The sequence below is a fragment of the Ruegeria sp. BHSA118 genome, from assembly GCF_059613405.1.
On sequence record NZ_JBXWSM010000033.1, the window covers coordinates 1 to 16237 of the forward strand.

Consider the following 16237-nt stretch of genomic DNA (forward strand, 5'->3'; position numbering starts at 1 on the left):
AATCGCCTCGGTCCTGGCGCGGCTGTGCATGTTGGGGGCAGCGTTGTGGCCTGCGCTACGGGTGCATCGGGGGTTTGCGCGCCCTTCACTGAAGCAGGTTGCAAAGGATTTGCGCCCCGTGCGGGCGATTGCAATTCCGGCGGTTCTGACAAATGTCGCCACGCCGATCGGCAATGCAATCGTTGTGCGGGAAATCGCGCAATACGGAACGGATGCGGTTGCGGGCATGGCGGTGATCGGGCGGCTTTTGCCGGTGGCGTTTTCGGTCATCTTCGCCCTGTCCGGCGCGATAGGGCCAATCATCGGGCAGAATTTCGGGGCCGAAAAGTTCGATCGTGTGCGCGCGGCCTTTCTGGCAGGGGTCAAGTTTACGGCTATTTACGTACTTTGCATGTCGACCATTTTGTTCTTGCTGCGCGCTCCGATTGCAGATCTGTTTGCAGCCGAGGGTGAAACCCGAAGTCTGATCTATCTGTTCTGCGGCCCGCTGGCCCTGGCTTCGTTCTTCAATGGCGTGATCTTCGTGACAAATGCCAGCTTCAACAATCTGGGGCATCCGGTCTATTCCACATGGATAAACTGGGGTCGCCACACTATCGGCACATGGGTTTTCGCAACGATTGGTTCACAGATCGCCGGCGCATCCGGCGTTCTGCTGGGGCAGGCGTTCGCAGGCGTCATCTTTGCAGTCATAGGCTGGGTTACGGTCGCGCGGGTCGTGGCGCGGTTGGAGCGCTCGCAAGCGCTCGAGCCTTTTTCGGATCAGGGTCGGCTTCATTCACTGTTCGGGCGTCGCGGTTGGTGATCAGGTCGGATCAGTTCCCCTGATTGCGCGCTTCCAGCCGTTCCAGATTGACCACGGTTGACAGCATCAGGCGGTCATGGCTCCAGTCCTGCGTTTGCTGGATCGACGCAGACCCCAATGCAAGAAGGGTGGCGAAGGTCAATGCCATCCCCAGGAACAGAGCGGGCAGGGTGGGCACCGCCGGCTGTGCATCGGTCAATGCAAGCACGCGCTGACGCAGCACGCGCTTGGCCTTGCCGCCCGTCACAAACGCGACATTCAGAACGCGAGGATTGTTTGCCGAGATCGTACGCGCGCAATAATCCAGCAAGCAGGCCGTGTATTCGCGCGCATCGATCCGTCTGCGGGCCACCACGGACTGGTCGCATGCCAGTTCACGCAAGCGGCCGAACTGATACTTGAGCATCAGATAGGCTGGGTTCCAGAACAACAGCGGGCGCAGCATTTCAAAGCCCAGTTCCCATTCCACGTCACCGGCCCGAACATGCTGAAGCTCGTGCGCCAACGCAAAGCGCAGTTCGTGCGGGGTATCCAGCAGATGGCTTGGCAGAACGACATGACGACGGCGCAATCCGCGCACGGCGAACGGTACGGTGATGCGATCAGAAAGACGGATATCAACCTTGGCCGACTGCCGCCAAAGAAAGCTGGATTTGACTGTCTGACGGATCATCGCCGCGTCCCGCAGAGCGCGGGCCGCAAACACGGCGGCGACCAAAACAAGCAGCGTTACAAGGGCAGTGATCACCGGCTGTTGCCCTGACAATGCAAGGTCCACCCACCGTTCACGGGTGTTCAGCAAGGCCTCGAACTGGGTGGCGGGCATGGCGATATCGCCGCGCAGATAGGCGGCAACGGCGATGTCGCCAAGCGCCATGGCGCTGCCCGGCCATGCATAAGAGGCGAGTGATGACACGCCGAACGCAAGAAACGGGCTGACCAGGACGCACACGCACAGCGCCTTGAGCGCACGCAACTGCGCGACATAGCTGTGGCGCAGGGCTGTTCGGGTCAGGGCTGCGCGGGCCGCCAGCCAGATGACGGCTGACAAGGCCAGCACGATGTTGAGTTCGATAAACGTGTCGAGAACCGGTCTAACCGCTGTCATTTTGCAGTCTCCTTTCTACCAGTGCTCGAATTTCCTCCAAGTCGGCTTCGCTCAGCCCCGCGTCATCGACAAGCCGTGCCACCAGTGTGGCCGGTGTGTCGTCGAACAGAGTGCGGGACAGGTTTTGCAGAGAACGGGCCTGATATCTGTCCTTTTCCAGAAGCGGCGTATAGATCAGGGTCTTGCCTGTCTTGCGGCTTTCCACAAAACCTTTCTCGTCCAGAATACGCAGGATCGTGGCGCCGGATGTGTAGGCCAGATTGCGTTCCGAAGGCAGGCGGTCCAGGACATCTCGCACCGAGCCTTGCCCGAGGGCCCAGAGCTCGTTCATGAACTCCAGTTCAACCTCGGTCAGCAGATTTGTTGTCTTTTTCTTTCGCATCGATCTCGGTGTTGTCATGTTTAGTATGCCTGACAGACAAGCATCCTTTCGCGATTTCTCAAAGTCTAAACTTTCCAGAACACAAAAACGCCCCAGCCGATAGACAGGAAAAGCGGCGTCCAGACCGGCTGTCCGACAAGACCCAGCCAGGCGAGGAAGATATAGGCGGACCCCAGTAGGGTGATGAAAAGCCGGTCGCCCAATGTGGTTGTCAGCCCCAGTACACCGCGCCGTTCTATTCCATCGCGGTACTTAAAGCCCTCAAGAACGCCAATCAGTGCGATGGCCGAAAAGATGCCGACAAATACGGCAAGTGTTGCCGGGGTCCAGGCCATCCAGAAATCGGGCCACAGTGGCGCAGTCCAGGAAAAGCCTTTTTCCTCTTGCTGGCCGACACTGCCCCACCCGGCCTGCTGGGCAAAGGTCGTGGAAGGCAGGAAAAGGAGGGTGAGAAGAAGTTTACGCATATCGAACCTCACACACGTCCCATCGCGAAACCACGCGCGATGTAGTTGCGGACAAACCAGATGACGATGGCGCCGGGGATGATGGTCAGGGTACCGGCGGCGGCCAGCAGGCCCAATTCATATCCCGCGCTGGATGCGGTGCGGGTCATCACGGCGGCAATGGGTTTGGCTTCGACCGCGGTCAGGGTTTTGGCCAGCAGCATTTCCACCCACGAGAACATGAAACAGAAGAAGGCCGCCACACCCACGCCCGCTTTGATATTGGGCAGGAAGATTGTCACGAAGAAGCGCGGGAAGGAATAGCCGTCGACATAGGCTGTTTCATCCAGCTCTTTTGGAATGCCGCGCATGAAGCCTTCCAAAATCCAAACTGCCAGCGGCACGTTGAACAATGTATGCGCCAGTGCCACGGCCAGATGCGTGTCGAACAGGCCGATCGAAGAATAGAGCTGGAAGAACGGCAAGGCGAAGACCGCTGCCGGGGCCATCCGGTTGGTCAGCAGCCAGAAGAACAGCTGCTTGTCACCCAGAAACCGATAGCGAGAGAACGCATAGGCAGCGGGCAAGGCGACGCTGACCGACAGCACCGTGTTCAACGTCACATAGGTGATCGAGTTGATATAGCCCCAATACCACGTCGGATCGGTGAAGATGGTGATGTAATTTTCCAGCGTAAAGGTCTGGGGGAACAGGGAAAAACCCGACAGGATCTCGTTCGTTGTCTTGAAGGACATCGCCACCAGCCAATAGATCGGCAGCATCAGGAACGCGATATAGAGGATCGGGATGATGGACCGCTTCTTCATTGTGCGTCATCCTTTGTCATCAGAGTGTAGAAGAGCCACGAAACCAGCAGCGTGATGGCGAAATAGATCAGGCTCATCGCTGCCGCAGGGCCAAGGTCGAACTGTCCAAGCGCGATTTTCACAAGGTCGATCGACAGCAGGGTGGTCGAATTTCCGGGGCCACCCCCGGTCAGCACGAAGGGCTCGGTATAGATGTTGAAACTGTCCATGAACCGCAGCAGGATCGCGATGGTCAGAACCGTCTTCATCTTGGGCAGCTGGATGTAGCGGAACACCGACCATGGGCTGGCGCCGTCGATCTTGGCCGCCTGATAATAAGCGTCCGGGATCGACACGAGACCCGCGTAGCACAGCAACACGACCAGCGACGTCCAGTGCCAGACGTCCATGACGATGACGGTGATCCAGGCCGAAAGCGGCTGTTGCGTCATGTCATAATTGACGCCCAGAACGTCATTCAGGAAATACCCCAACAGACCGATCTGGGGCAGGGTAAAGATGTTCCACATCGACCCGACCACGTTCCATGGGATCAGCATCGGCAGGGCCATCAGGACCAGACAGACAGGCACCCAGAAACCTTTGCGCGGCATCGACAGGGCCACGATGATGCCAAGAGGCACTTCGATGATCAGGATCAGGAAAGTAAACAGGAACTGTCGTCCAAGTGCGGCCTGAAACCGGTCCGACCGCAGGATCTGTTCGAACCAACCCAGGCCTTCCCAGAAAAACTGGTTGTTGCCAAAGGTTTCCTGCACCGAATAGTTGACCACTGTCATCATCGGCACCAGCGCGTTGAACGCGACCAGTGCCAGCACGGGCAGGACAAAGAACCAGGCTTTTTGATTTTCTGTTCTCATTTGGCCCGCTCCTCGGTTGCGATCCAGCCGTCGCGGTAGACGCGGGATTGTTCGGGTTTGAATTGCAGGAAAACCTGTGATCCGGGTTCGGGCACGCTGTGTTCGGTCACGGCCTTGAGGGCGGTATTGCCGACCATCGCGCTGACCACAAAGTGGCGACCAATGTCGGAAACCTTGGTCACATGTGCTGGGATGCCGGTCTCGTCGAAGCCGACATATTCCGGGCGAATACCCAGATCGGTGCGGCCGCCATCACCATGAATGGGACCTTCCAGCATGATTTCGTGCCCTTCGAACAGGGCGCGGTCGCCCCGTGCCTCGCAGGGCAGAACGTTCATGCCGGGCGAGCCGATGAAATGGCCCACGAATGTGTGCTGCGGACGTTCGAACAGTTCGACCGGGGTGCCGATCTGAACCACTTCGCCTTCCTGCATCACCACGACCTCGTCCGCGAAGGTCAGGGCCTCGGTCTGGTCGTGGGTGACATAGATCATGGTGGCTTTGACGCGCTGGTGCAGTTCTTTCAGCTTGGACCGCAGTTTCCATTTCAGATGCGGGTCGATCACGGTCAGGGGTTCATCGAACATGACCGCGTTCACGTCGTCGCGGACCAGACCGCGCCCCATCGAGATCTTCTGCTTGTTGTCCGGGCTGAGGCCGCTGGCGCGGGTATTCAGCATATCCGTGACGTCCAGCATCTCGGCAATCTCATCGACGCGACGCTTGATCGTCGCTGCATCTACGCCCCGGTTTTTGAGCGGGAACGCCAGGTTTTCGCCCACGGTCATCGTGTCGTAGATCACCGGGAACTGGAACACCTGTGCGATGTTGCGCTGATCGGGGGGCAGGGCGGTGACGTCCCGGTCATCAAATAGGATCCGACCTTCCGAGGGGGTAAGAAGGCCGGATATGATGTTCAGCAGCGTGGACTTGCCGCAGCCTGACGGCCCCAGCAGCGCATAGGCCCCGCCATCACGCCAGGTCACGTCAATTTCCTTCAGCGCATAATCCTCGGGGCCTTTTGGCGACGGCATGTAGCTGTGGCGGAGGTTCGAAAGTTTGATCTGTGCCATGTCAGGCCACCCTTTTGCCGTCTTGGCCGAAATACCGGCAATGGGCCGGGTTCATGAAGAATGTATGGTCTTCGCCCACCTGATAGGGATGGACCCCGGCGGCCAGCGACACCCAGGCGTCCTCGCCATGCTGGAAATGCGCGCTGGAATCCGAGCCCGAAAGCTCGGTCACGATCACGCGGCCGGTCAGTTCCACGTCCGCGTCAGACGTACGGAACGGCGTCACGCGATGCGGCCGCACCGCGACCATGTAATCCCCGTCGGCGATGTCGGTAACGGCCCAGCCACCTCCGCCAGCCAGTTGCGCCTGCGCAGCAGAAACGGTGATGTGTGCGACATTGATCGGCGGATCCGAAAAGACCCGCGCGGCGGCTATGTTCTCGGGGTTGCGATAGATGTCAGCGGTTGGCCCGAACTGGGTCACGCGGCCATCGTCCATCAGGGCGGTGTAGCCGCCCAGCAGCAGCGCCTCTTCGGGCTCGGACGTGGCATAGACCACCACGGCCCCACGACCTGCGAACAGGTCCGGCAGCTGCTCACGCAGTTCTTCACGCAGTTTGTAGTCAAGGTTGGCCAGCGGTTCGTCAAGGAACACGGCGCGGCTTTCTTTGGCAATGGCACGCGCCAGCGCGGTCCGTTGTTGTTGCCCACCCGACAGCTCGTGCGGGCGGCGGTGCAGCATCGGGCGCAGTTGCAGCAGGTCGGCGGCCTCTTCCACGCGGCCTTCGATCTCGGACTGCGCCATGCCTGCCACACGCAGGGGCGAGGCGATGTTGTCGAATACGGTCATATGCGGGTAGTTCACGAAGAACTGGTGCACGAGGCTGATTTTCCGCTTTTGCGTATTCAGCCGTGTGACGTCCTGCCCATCCATCAGGACCTTGCCCGAGGCGATCGGGTCCAGCCCGGCCATCATCTTGATCAGAGAGGTCTTGCCCGAGCCCGTCGCGCCCAGCAGCACGTTGAAGTGGCCTGTTTCAAGGGTCAGGTTTGTGGGCTTGATATGGATGACGTTGCCGACCCTTTTGGTCGCGTCTTGAAGTTCGATCATGTCCGTGGGTTCCGGTCCTTCAGTGCGGTGCACTGGTCTTGAGGTGGGGGTGCCTGACGCGGCACCCCCGGGTTTCAACGGCTTACTGAGACTGCCAGCGCTGAACCAGTTCGTCATAGTTGACGGTCTGGCCTTGCGGCTTTTCGTTCTCAAGCTTGGCCTTGGGCGAGCCCGCTTTTTCCAGCCAGAAAGATGGGTCCTGCGGCTCGTTCAGGCGTGGACCGCAGCCGCCATAAACACCGGCGCTTTCATCTGCGGCCTGCATCCGGGCCATGGTGATGTCCATCTCTTCGGCCAGACGATCCATCGCCTCTTGCGGTGTAAAGGCACCCGAGTTCACGTCACCGATCTGCTGCCACCAGATCTGGGCCAGCTTCGGATAGTCCGGCACGTTGATGCCGGTCGGCGACCATGCCACGCGGTCAGGCGAGCGGTAGAACTCGACCAGACCACCCAGCTTGGGCGCGCGTTCGGTGAACGACTCGTGGTTGACCGAGCTGTCGCGGATGAAGGTCAGACCCACATGGGACTTCTTCACGTCGACAGTTTTGGAGGTCACGAACTGGGCATAGAGCCAGGCTGCCTGGGCACGATCCGAGGGGGTCGATTTGAGGAATGTCCAGGAACCCACGTCTTGGTAGCCAACCTTCTGGCCTTCTTCCCAATAGGGGCCATGCGGGCTGGGTGCCATCCGCCACAGCGGCGTGCCTTCGTCATCCACGGTGTTGTTGCCTTCGGATTTCGGCTTGACCATGTCGGCGGTAAAGGCGGTGTACCAGAAAATCTGCTGGGCCACGTTGCCTTGGCTCAGTGCCGGCAGCGACTGGTAGAAGTCGTAAGACGCGGCACCCGGAGGCGCATAGGCCCGCAGCCATTCGTCCCACTTGCGGATCGCATAGACCGCAGCCGGACCGTTTGCAGCACCACCGCGCGACACCGAAGCTCCGACCGGGTTACAGGTGCCCGCTTCCATGCGGATGCCCCATTCGTCAACCGGGATACCGTTCGGCTCGCCCTTGTCACCGGCACCGGCCATCGAAAGCCAGGCGTCGGTCATGCGCCAGCCAAGGTCAGGCGCGCGCTTGCCGTAATCCATGTGGCCGTAGATCGCCACGCCGTCGACTTCTTTCACGTCATTGGTGAAGAACTCGGCGATGTCTTCATAGGCCGACCAGTTGACCGGAACGCCAAGATCATAGCCGTATTTTTCTTTGAACGCGGCTTTGTTCGCCTCATCATCGAACCAGTCCTTGCGGAACCAGTAAAGGTTCGCAAACTGCTGGTCGGGCAGCTGATACAGCTTGCCATCCGGCCCGGTGGTGAACTGAATGCCCATAAAGTCATCCAGATCGATTGTCGGCGAGGTTGTCGCCGCCCAGTCACCGCCCATCATGTCGGTCAGCGGATAGGCCAGTTGCAGACGCGAATGCGTACCAATCAGGTCACTGTCGTTGACATAGCCGTCATACAGATTCCGACCTGTCTGCATCTGGGTCTGAACAGCCTGGACCACTTCGCCTTCGCCAAGGATCTGATGATTGACCTTGATGCCGGTGATTTCCTCGAACGCCTTGGTCAGAACCTCCGACTCGTAGGAATGCGTTGGAATACCTTCGGACAGGACGTTGATTTCCATACCTGCGTAAGGCTGTGCAGCTTCGATGAACCACTGCATCTCGGCCATTTGTTCGTCTTTCGACAAGGTCGATGGCTGGAATTCGTCGTCGATCCAACGTTGTGCTGCGGCTTCGTCGGCCCAAGCAGGACCGTGCCCCGCAATGACGGCAGCCGCCGCCACTGCGGAAAGTAGATGTCTCCGCATCTGTCTCCTCCCAAAAATTTATGGTTCTCCGGTGGAAACCGGATGACGCATAGCATCAGCGATTTCTTGCGTATGTGTCAAACTAAAAATTTAGTAATTGACGTTCAGGCATTTCGAAAGGGGCGGGGCCGAACTCGTTTGCCAATTTTTGAATTCGTTGTAAGCTGGGATTGTCATTACAAAAATTACCGCTGAGCCGTGCGGCGCGAATTACGAAAAACGACTTGGAACAGTGAGGATAGGCAATGTCCCGAAGTCTGTTGAAGTACACGCGTGTTCTGGAAATCGTCGGGGACACCATCAAGGTCCGGGTTCCGATCCAGAACAAGGGGGAACCGGCTGTCCGGTTCAATGACCTCGCTGTGATCGAGACGGTGGATGGCCGAAAAACACTGGCCCAGACGATCTTCATCGACCGCGATGTCGTCACGTTGCAGGTGTTTTCCGGCACCAAGGGCATATCGACTGAAGCAACGGCAACCTTTCTCGGTCACCCGATGCAGACACCTTATTCGGCCAACATTCTGGGCCGCGTCTTTGACGGCGCCGGTGTCGCCATTGATGGAGGCCCCGACCTGTCTGCGGAACCGCATATCGATATTGGCGGACCAACCGTCAACCCGGCGGAACGCGCGGTTCCAAACAGAATGATCCGCACGGATGTGCCGATGATCGATGTGTTCAACACATTGGTCGAGAGCCAGAAGATTCCGATCTTCTCGGTTTCAGGCGAGCCATTCAACGCGTTCCTCAGCCGAATCGGTATTCAGGCCGACGCAGATATCGTGATCTTTGGCGGGCTGGGGCTGATTTTCGACGACTACCACACGTTTCGTACCTCGTTCGAAGATGCGGGTGTGTTTTCGCGCACCGTCATGTTTGTCAATCAGGCGATGGATCCTTTGGTCGAACGTCTGCTGGTGCCGGACATGGCATTGGCAGTGGCCGAGAAGTTCGCGGTGGAAGAGGGCAAGCGCGTGCTGGTCCTGCTGACCGACATGACCGCCTATGCTGACGCAATGAAAGAGGTTGGCATCAGTCAGGAGAGGGTGCCATCTCAGCGCGGCTATATGGGGGACCTGTATTCGCAGCTTGCGCGCCGGTATGAGAAAGCCTGCGATTATGCCAAGGGCGGATCGGTTACAGTTCTGACTGTGACAACGATGCCCGGAAACGACGTAACCCACCCGGTACCTGACAACACCGGCTATATCACCGAAGGGCAGTTCTATCTGCATTCCGGCGTGATCGATCCGTTCGGCAGCCTGTCGCGCCTCAAGCAGAACGTGATCGGCAAGACCACCCGCGAAGATCACGGGCAGATCATGAACACGATGATCCGATTCTATTCTGAAAGCCGCGATGCCGCGCAAAAACAGGCGATGGCCTTCGACCTGTCAGACTATGATCACCAATTGCTGAAATTCGGCGGCCTGTTCCGGTCTCGGTTCATGGACATCAATGTTTCGATCCCGCTGGAAGAGGCGCTGGATCTGGGTTGGAAGACGCTGGCAGAGTGTTTTGCGCCGGAACAGTTGCTGATGAAGCAGGCATTGATCGACAAGTATTTCCCGAAGGATGCCAATGGCGCAGTTGCAGCTGAATAAATCGTCGCTTGCGCGCGAGCAGACACAGCTGAAAAGCTATGAGCGGTTCCTGCCTTCGCTGGACCTGAAGCGACAACAGTTGATGGCTGAACGGGTCCGGGCCCGGGAAGAGGTCGACCGCCTCGAGCAAAAGGTGCAGGCGCTGGTGCAGCAGGTTGGTGAAAAGCTGCCGATGCTGGCGCAGCAGAGTGTGGTTCTGGATGGGCTGGTCACGCTCAAGGACTACAAAGTCAAAGAGGTCAATGTGGTGGGCGTCAAGCTGCCTGACCTTGATCGGATCGAAGTGGTGGTGCGCCCGTATTCCGTTTTGGCCAAGCCGCATTGGGTCGATGCCGCTGCGCTTTTGCTGCACGACGTCATCGAAGCGCGGGTGCGGGTGAAGATTGCCGAAGAACGCGTTCGCATCTTCGACAAGGCGGTGGCCACCATTACCCAGCGGGTCAACTTGTTCGAAAAGGTTCTGATTCCGCGCGCGAAATCCAACATCAAAAAAATCCGCATCTACCTGAGCGACGAACAGATGCAGGCCGTCGTGCGGTCAAAAATCTCGAAACGCAAACACGCGCAGGAGGCTTTGACATGAGCGTTGCGCGTTTGAAAAAGATGTCTCTGATCGGACCTGCTGCCCGAAAGGCGGAAACGCTTGAGGCGCTTCAGGCCCTTGGCTGCATGCATGTTTTGCCGCTTGTTCCCACACCGAAAGAGCCGGAAAAGATCAGTGAGCGCGGTGCAAGAGAGGCGTATAAGGCATTGCGTTTCCTTGCAGAAGTGCCTGACCCGCGCCGCCAGGTCAAGCGTGCGCCCGATTTCGATATGGACCGTTTCGTGCGCGAGGTGACCGACCTCATGCAGCGCGTTCGGGATACGATGGACCGGCGTGACTTTCTGGCGCATCGCATCGCCCAGGTGCGACCTTGGGGTGACTTGGATTTTCCGCCGACCGATGTGTTGGCTGGCAACAGGCTGTGGTTCTATCAGCTGCCGCTGAAGCACCGTGATGCCTTGTCCGAGGTCAGATTTCCATGGGCAATATTAGAGGAAGATCACCGGTACCTGTATGCCGTTCTGATTTCACCTGACGAACCCGATGATGGTGTTCTTCCTGTTCCGCGAACCCATGTCGGTTCGCTGCCGGTACACGAGCTTGAGGCACAGTTGGAAGAGGCCGAGATCGCCCTCGAGGCCTTGGAAGCCAAACGCGTGGCGCTGACGCGCTATCTGACATTGATGCGTCGGAACCTGTCCGTCGCCGAAAGTGCCGCTGAGCTTGCCCACGCAACGCAGAAAGTGCGCGACGAAGAGGCACTATTTGCTTTGCAGGGGTGGGTTCCCGTGGATCAGGTGGATGCTGTTCTTGCCATGGCAAACGCCAAGGGTTCGGCCGTTCTGATTGAAGATCCGGGGCCGGGCGACGCGCCTCCGACCTTGCTAGAGCAGCCTGAAAACCGCAGGGCCGCTGTCGATTTGGCTTTGTTCTATCAGGTGCCCGGATATCAGGATTGGGACCCCAGCGTCATCGTCTCGGCGTCCTTTGCGATCTTCTTTGCCATGATCGTGGCGGATGCCGGGTACGGTGCCGTCATCCTGCTGGCGGTGCTGGCCTTTTGGAGTCGGATGGACCGCACCGATGGTCAAAGATCCTGGCGTCTGTTCGGCCTGATCATATCGGCGGTTACGATATTTTACGGCGTTATGGTGGGCAGCTATTTTGGGGTACCACCAGCTGCGGGTTCAATTTGGGCAAGGCTCAAGGTGCTGGATTTGAACGATTTCGGCGCAATGATGATGGTCTCGATCGTCGTTGGCGTTGTACACCTTGTCCTGGCCAACGCACTTGCGGCACGCTCGGCGTGGGGGCAACGCAAGGCGATCGCCAGTCTGGGCTGGATTGCGGCCCTGATCGGCGGGTTTGTTCTTTGGCTCGGCTACATGAACGGCAAGTCGCCGGTGCCGGGCGCGGCAATCCTGACCGCCGGCATCGTGGCGATTGTGCTGTTTTCCAGCGAGCGGGTCATCCAGGGGCCGATGGACTGGATCTGGCGTTTGATCGAAGGGGTTCAAAGCCTTGCCGGGGCGATGGGCGCGTTTGGCGATGTTCTCAGCTATATGCGTCTTTTCGCGTTGGGCCTTGCTTCGGCTTCGCTGGCGATCACGTTCAATGATCTGGCGGTGTCGGTCATGCAGGCCCTTAAGGGGCCGGGCATTCTGTTTGGGCTGCTGATATTGTTCATAGGCCATGTTTTGAACTTCGCGCTCGCGATGATGAGCGGCGTCGTGCACGGTTTGCGTCTCAATTACATCGAATTCTTTAAATGGGGTCTGCCGGATGAAGGCATCATCTTTCGTCCATTTGCCCGCAAGGAGGTTCACGAATGAATGAGCTTGTTCTTACACTGGGTTGGCTGGGTATTTATGCGCCAATGGCATTGGGGGCTGCGGCCAGCGCCATTGGGTGTTCGATCGCCGGGATGGCCAGTATCGGGGCCATGACCGAAACCGAAGGCGGCTATGGCCGTTTCGTGGGTGTATCCGCGTTTCCCTCAACGATGGTCATCTACGGCATCGTCATCATGTTTACCCTGAACCGCGACGTGACACCTGAAAACGCGGGCGGTCTGTTCGGAATTGGCATCCTGTCGGGTATTGCGCTGATGTATTGCGGAATCTGGCAGGGTCGGGCCTGTGCAGCTGCGATCAATGCGACCAAGGAAAAGCCCGAGATTTTTGGCCTTGCTCTGGCCCCTGCCGCGATCATCGAAGGGTTTGGTGTTTTTGCCTTCGTGTTTGCGTTGGTCATCAGTGCGGGGATCAGCTGATGGCACAAGACAGAACGATTGCGCATGGGGTTGACGCGCTGATCGACAAATTGCGCAACGATGGGGTTGCCGCTGGTCAGGCCGAAGCCGAGAAGCTGCGCGCAGAAGCAAAAGCCGAAGCCGCGCGCATCTTGGCTAAGGCAAAGCGCGAAGCCGAGGAGTTGAAAAAGAAAGCCCACACAGAGACCGACAATTACAGAGCCGCCGGCGAAGAAGCATTGAACACGGCGATGCGGGATGCCGTGCTGACCATGAAGGCGGGTCTGACGGATCGCTTCAAGGCAGATGTCGAACGCCTTGTAACCAAAGAGATGTCCGATCCCGAGCTTCTCAGGCAGATGATCCTCGAGGTGGTAGGCCGGGCCGGGGCGGGTGCTAATTTGAATGGCAAGATTTCCGTCGTTCTGCCTACCCGGGTCGCCACGCAGGAAGACATCAAGCAAAACGCCGATGACATTCAATCCGGCAAGCTGACAAAATATGTTCTTGGGCTGACTGCGAAGATGCTGCGCGAGAATGTCGAATTGCACGCAGCCGATGACGGGCAGGAAGGCATCCGCGTTCGCGCAGAAGATCAGGGCGTTGTTCTGGACCTGACGGATAAGGCGGTGGCGTCGCTGTTGATGGAGCATCTACAGCCCCGGTTCCGCGCCGTTCTGGAAGGGGTCATCCGCTGAGATGCCAAAGCAGGACGCCTATATCGCGCTGATGTGCAGCCTTCCGGGTTCGGAACGGTTGTTCGTTGCGAGGCAGCCGCCCCTTTCGCGTATCAGGCTGGACCGTCGGTTGATGGTTTTGACACCGGAGGACAGCAAAGTTCTGAAGATCCTCGAGCACGCGTTGAGCTGGAGCGCCTACGACATGGATGTTACCGACGCTCAGGCGATCCAGCGCTGCAAACAAGCGATGGTGGACATCCCTCAGCCCATCTTGCGCAAACTCTTCATGGAACGCATGGAGCTACGCTCGGTGGTTGCGGCACTGCGCCTGAGAAAACGCGGAGAACCAGCGCCTTCAGGCCCATTCGGAGTCGGACGATGGAGCCGCCACATCCCCGCCAATTGGGGTGATCCCAGCTTTCGGCTGGAACGGCTCATGCCCTGGATCAAAGAGGCAACGCAATTGCTGGAAAACGAAGATCCGCTGGGTCTGGAACGTCTGCTTTTGTCGATAAGCCACAATCAACTCAAGCGGCACGCAGCTCGTCACATGTTCGATTTCGAGGCGGTCGCCATTTACGTTCTGATCTGGAATATCTTCGACCGCTGGGCGCAAACCAGCGCTGCGGAAGCCGCCAAAAGATTTGAGAAACTGGCACAACAGGCTATAGCCGACTTCGCTGATGTCGATTCTGAGGGAGCAAGCGCATGACAGCCCCAATCTCAGCAAAACATTCATCGACCGCACGCGTCATCCTGGTTCAGGAAGGGCTTGTGCGGATACAGGCCAATCCGGACGCGACCGGCCACCCCGGTCAACTGGTCAAAAACGAAGTGGTTTACATATTGCCTTCGCGTTCCGGCCCTGGTGGACGTCAGGAAAGGCTCAAGGGCGAAGTGCTGCGCGTACGTGGGGATATGGCGGACGTTCAGGTCTATGAAAGCACTGATGGAGTGGCGGTCGACGACCCGGTGGAGCAATCAGGTCAGCTCTTGTCGGTAGAACTGGGTCCGGGGCTGCTGGGGCAGGTGTTTGACGGGTTGCAGTCGCCTTTGCCCAAGGTGGCGGCAGCATTTGGTACCTTCCTGCCGCGCGGCGCAGATGTCGCGCCCTTGGATGAACACGCGAAATGGTCCTTTACGCCGTCCGTGAAGGTTGGCGACACGGTCACTGCCGGGGACAGCATCGGAACGGTGCCCGAAGGCCATTTCAACCACAAGATCATGCTGCCGTTCAACTGGACCGGCGCGTACAAGGTGGTGTGGGTGCAAAAAGGCGCGGCCACGATCCATGACATCGTGGCCCGCCTGGAAGACGAAGACGGTGGCGAGCATACGCTGACCCTTTCGCAGAAATGGCCGGTTCGGAGACCATTGCCGGAAAACATCCTGAAGCGCGCACTGTCCGAGCGGTTGTATCCCACCGAACCGGTTCTGACGTCGCAACGACTGATCGACACGTTCTTTCCGATTGCACGCGGCGGCACCGCCTGTATTCCCGGGCCGTTCGGGGCGGGCAAGACCGTGCTACAGAACCTGATCGCACGGAACGCGAAGGTTGATATCGTGATCGTCGTGGCCTGCGGCGAACGTGCGGGTGAGGTGGTCGAGACCATCGAGGAATTTCCGAAGATGACCGATCCAACCACCGGCGGAAGCCTGATGGATCGGACGATCATCATCTGTAACACGTCATCCATGCCAGTTGCCGCGCGCGAGGCGTCGATCTTCACCGGGATCACGTTGGGCGAATATTATCGCCAGATGGGGTATGATGTCTTGTTGATCGCCGACAGCACCAGCCGGTGGGCGCAAGCCATGCGCGAGACCTCGGGCAAGCTAGAAGAGATCCCGGGTGAAGAAGGGTTTCCGGCCTATCTGGAAAGCTCGATCAAGGGTTTGTACGAACGCGCCGGGGCGCTGAAAACGAATGACGGCGATCTTGGCAGCCTGACGCTGATCGGAACGGTTTCGCCTGCTGGCGGCAATTTTGACGAGCCGGTAACCCAGTCTACCTTGTCGACGGTCAAGTGTTTCCTCGGGTTGTCATCCGAGCGCGCTTACAAGCGGTTCTACCCGGCGGTCGATCCGATGCTCAGCTGGTCTCGGTATACTGACCAATTGTCCGACTGGTATGACAGGAACGCCGAGCCGGGGTGGACAGGGAAAGTGCGCGATTTGTTGGCACTGATCGAAAAGGGCGAGCAGGTGGACCAGATGATGCAGGTCACCGGCGAAGAAGGCGTCACAATTGACGACTTTGTAACCCAACAGAAAGCCTTGTTCGTCGATATGGTCTACTTGCAGCAGGACGCATTTGACACAGTCGATGCGACGGTGCCGCTTGAACGGCAGATAAAGACGTTCAAGCTTGTGTACGATGTGACGCAATCCAAGGCGGTCTTTGTCGACAAGGCCGAGGTAAGGCAGGTGTTCACGCAACTGACCGGGCTGATGAAAAACTTCCACTATGCTGCGGAAAACACGCCGGAGTTCAAGTCGATCTGGGGGCAGATTCAAGACCTGTGCCGCGAAAAGTTCGGGGTGTGATCAGGAGAAATGGTAGCCCGTAGGGGAATCGAACCCCTCTTTCCAGGTTGAAAACCTGGCGTCCTAACCGATAGACGAACGGGCCACTTGGTAGTGACGCAAGCACAAGTGGTAGCCCGTAGGGGAATCGAACCCCTCTTTCCAGGTTGAAAACCTGGCGTCCTAACCGATAGACGAACGGGCCACGCTGGCTTGTGGAGGGCCTTTTACGGTTTCACCGTGACCCCCGCA

Annotated in this window: 16 protein-coding genes and 2 tRNA genes; 8 read left to right on the forward strand and 10 right to left on the reverse strand. The window is 58.4% G+C overall.

Annotated features, from left to right (window positions below):
• Positions 1–805: MATE family efflux transporter (locus AC2FNN_RS11610; RefSeq protein ID WP_496758733.1), on the forward strand; the 805-nt coding region annotated here is incomplete at its 5' end.
• 10 nt (positions 806–815) lie between these two features.
• Here the strand turns inward: AC2FNN_RS11610 and AC2FNN_RS11615 are convergent.
• The 8 genes from AC2FNN_RS11615 to AC2FNN_RS11650 all read right to left on the reverse strand — a co-directional run bounded on the left by AC2FNN_RS11615 (position 816) and on the right by AC2FNN_RS11650 (position 8374).
• Positions 816–1913, reverse strand: a complete 1098-nt coding sequence (locus AC2FNN_RS11615) for a M56 family metallopeptidase (RefSeq protein WP_496758734.1) — start codon at positions 1911–1913, stop codon at positions 816–818.
• Positions 1900–2295: a BlaI/MecI/CopY family transcriptional regulator gene (locus AC2FNN_RS11620; protein ID WP_170346648.1), complete on the reverse strand. Its 396-nt coding sequence runs from the start codon at positions 2293–2295 to the stop codon at positions 1900–1902. The genes AC2FNN_RS11615 and AC2FNN_RS11620 overlap by 14 nt, the downstream gene beginning before the upstream one ends.
• 65 nt (positions 2296–2360) lie before the next feature.
• Positions 2361–2762, reverse strand: a complete 402-nt coding sequence (locus AC2FNN_RS11625) for a DUF2160 domain-containing protein (protein ID WP_224855120.1) — start codon at positions 2760–2762, stop codon at positions 2361–2363.
• 8 nt (positions 2763–2770) lie between these two features.
• Positions 2771–3568: a carbohydrate ABC transporter permease gene (locus AC2FNN_RS11630; RefSeq protein WP_224855122.1), complete on the reverse strand. Its 798-nt coding sequence runs from the start codon at positions 3566–3568 to the stop codon at positions 2771–2773.
• Positions 3565–4428, reverse strand: a complete 864-nt coding sequence (locus tag AC2FNN_RS11635; protein ID WP_496758736.1) for a carbohydrate ABC transporter permease — start codon at positions 4426–4428, stop codon at positions 3565–3567. The genes AC2FNN_RS11630 and AC2FNN_RS11635 overlap by 4 nt, the downstream gene beginning before the upstream one ends.
• Positions 4425–5501 (reverse strand): ABC transporter ATP-binding protein, encoded by a 1077-nt coding sequence (locus AC2FNN_RS11640; RefSeq protein WP_496758737.1) that lies wholly within the window; start codon positions 5499–5501, stop codon positions 4425–4427. The genes AC2FNN_RS11635 and AC2FNN_RS11640 overlap by 4 nt, the downstream gene beginning before the upstream one ends.
• Position 5502: 1 nt before the next feature.
• On the reverse strand, positions 5503–6552 hold the full coding sequence (locus AC2FNN_RS11645) for an ABC transporter ATP-binding protein (protein WP_496758739.1): 1050 nt from the start codon (positions 6550–6552) through the stop codon (positions 5503–5505).
• Positions 6553–6634: 82 nt separating this feature from the next.
• Positions 6635–8374 (reverse strand): ABC transporter substrate-binding protein, encoded by a 1740-nt coding sequence (locus AC2FNN_RS11650; RefSeq protein WP_496758741.1) that lies wholly within the window; start codon positions 8372–8374, stop codon positions 6635–6637.
• 245 nt (positions 8375–8619) lie between these two features.
• Between AC2FNN_RS11650 and AC2FNN_RS11655 the strand changes: the two genes are divergently transcribed.
• From AC2FNN_RS11655 to AC2FNN_RS11685, 7 genes are read left to right on the forward strand one after another with little or no spacing between them, the layout of a single operon-like run.
• Positions 8620–9981 (forward strand): V-type ATP synthase subunit B, encoded by a 1362-nt coding sequence (locus tag AC2FNN_RS11655; RefSeq protein ID WP_171119510.1) that lies wholly within the window; start codon positions 8620–8622, stop codon positions 9979–9981.
• Entirely contained in the window at positions 9959–10564 is a 606-nt protein-coding gene (locus AC2FNN_RS11660; RefSeq protein WP_496758743.1) for a V-type ATP synthase subunit D, read from the forward strand. The genes AC2FNN_RS11655 and AC2FNN_RS11660 overlap by 23 nt, the downstream gene beginning before the upstream one ends.
• Positions 10561–12357, forward strand: a complete 1797-nt coding sequence (locus tag AC2FNN_RS11665; protein ID WP_496758744.1) for a V-type ATP synthase subunit I — start codon at positions 10561–10563, stop codon at positions 12355–12357. The genes AC2FNN_RS11660 and AC2FNN_RS11665 overlap by 4 nt, the downstream gene beginning before the upstream one ends.
• Complete coding sequence (locus AC2FNN_RS11670) at positions 12354–12797, forward strand: ATP synthase subunit C (protein ID WP_152457528.1); 444 nt, start codon at positions 12354–12356, stop codon at positions 12795–12797. The genes AC2FNN_RS11665 and AC2FNN_RS11670 overlap by 4 nt, the downstream gene beginning before the upstream one ends.
• Complete coding sequence (locus AC2FNN_RS11675) at positions 12797–13474, forward strand: hypothetical protein (RefSeq protein ID WP_496758746.1); 678 nt, start codon at positions 12797–12799, stop codon at positions 13472–13474. The genes AC2FNN_RS11670 and AC2FNN_RS11675 overlap by 1 nt, the downstream gene beginning before the upstream one ends.
• Position 13475: 1 nt before the next feature.
• Positions 13476–14168, forward strand: coding sequence for a hypothetical protein (locus tag AC2FNN_RS11680; RefSeq protein ID WP_496758747.1), 693 nt, complete (start codon positions 13476–13478; stop codon positions 14166–14168).
• Positions 14165–16006, forward strand: coding sequence for a V-type ATP synthase subunit A (locus AC2FNN_RS11685; protein WP_496758748.1), 1842 nt, complete (start codon positions 14165–14167; stop codon positions 16004–16006). The genes AC2FNN_RS11680 and AC2FNN_RS11685 overlap by 4 nt, the downstream gene beginning before the upstream one ends.
• 10 nt (positions 16007–16016) lie before the next feature.
• Here AC2FNN_RS11685 and AC2FNN_RS11690 read toward each other — a convergent pair.
• Positions 16017–16091 (reverse strand) — tRNA-Glu (locus AC2FNN_RS11690).
• A gap of 24 nt (positions 16092–16115) precedes the next feature.
• Positions 16116–16190: transfer RNA gene (locus AC2FNN_RS11695), tRNA-Glu, on the reverse strand.
• Positions 16191–16237 lie beyond the last annotated feature (47 nt).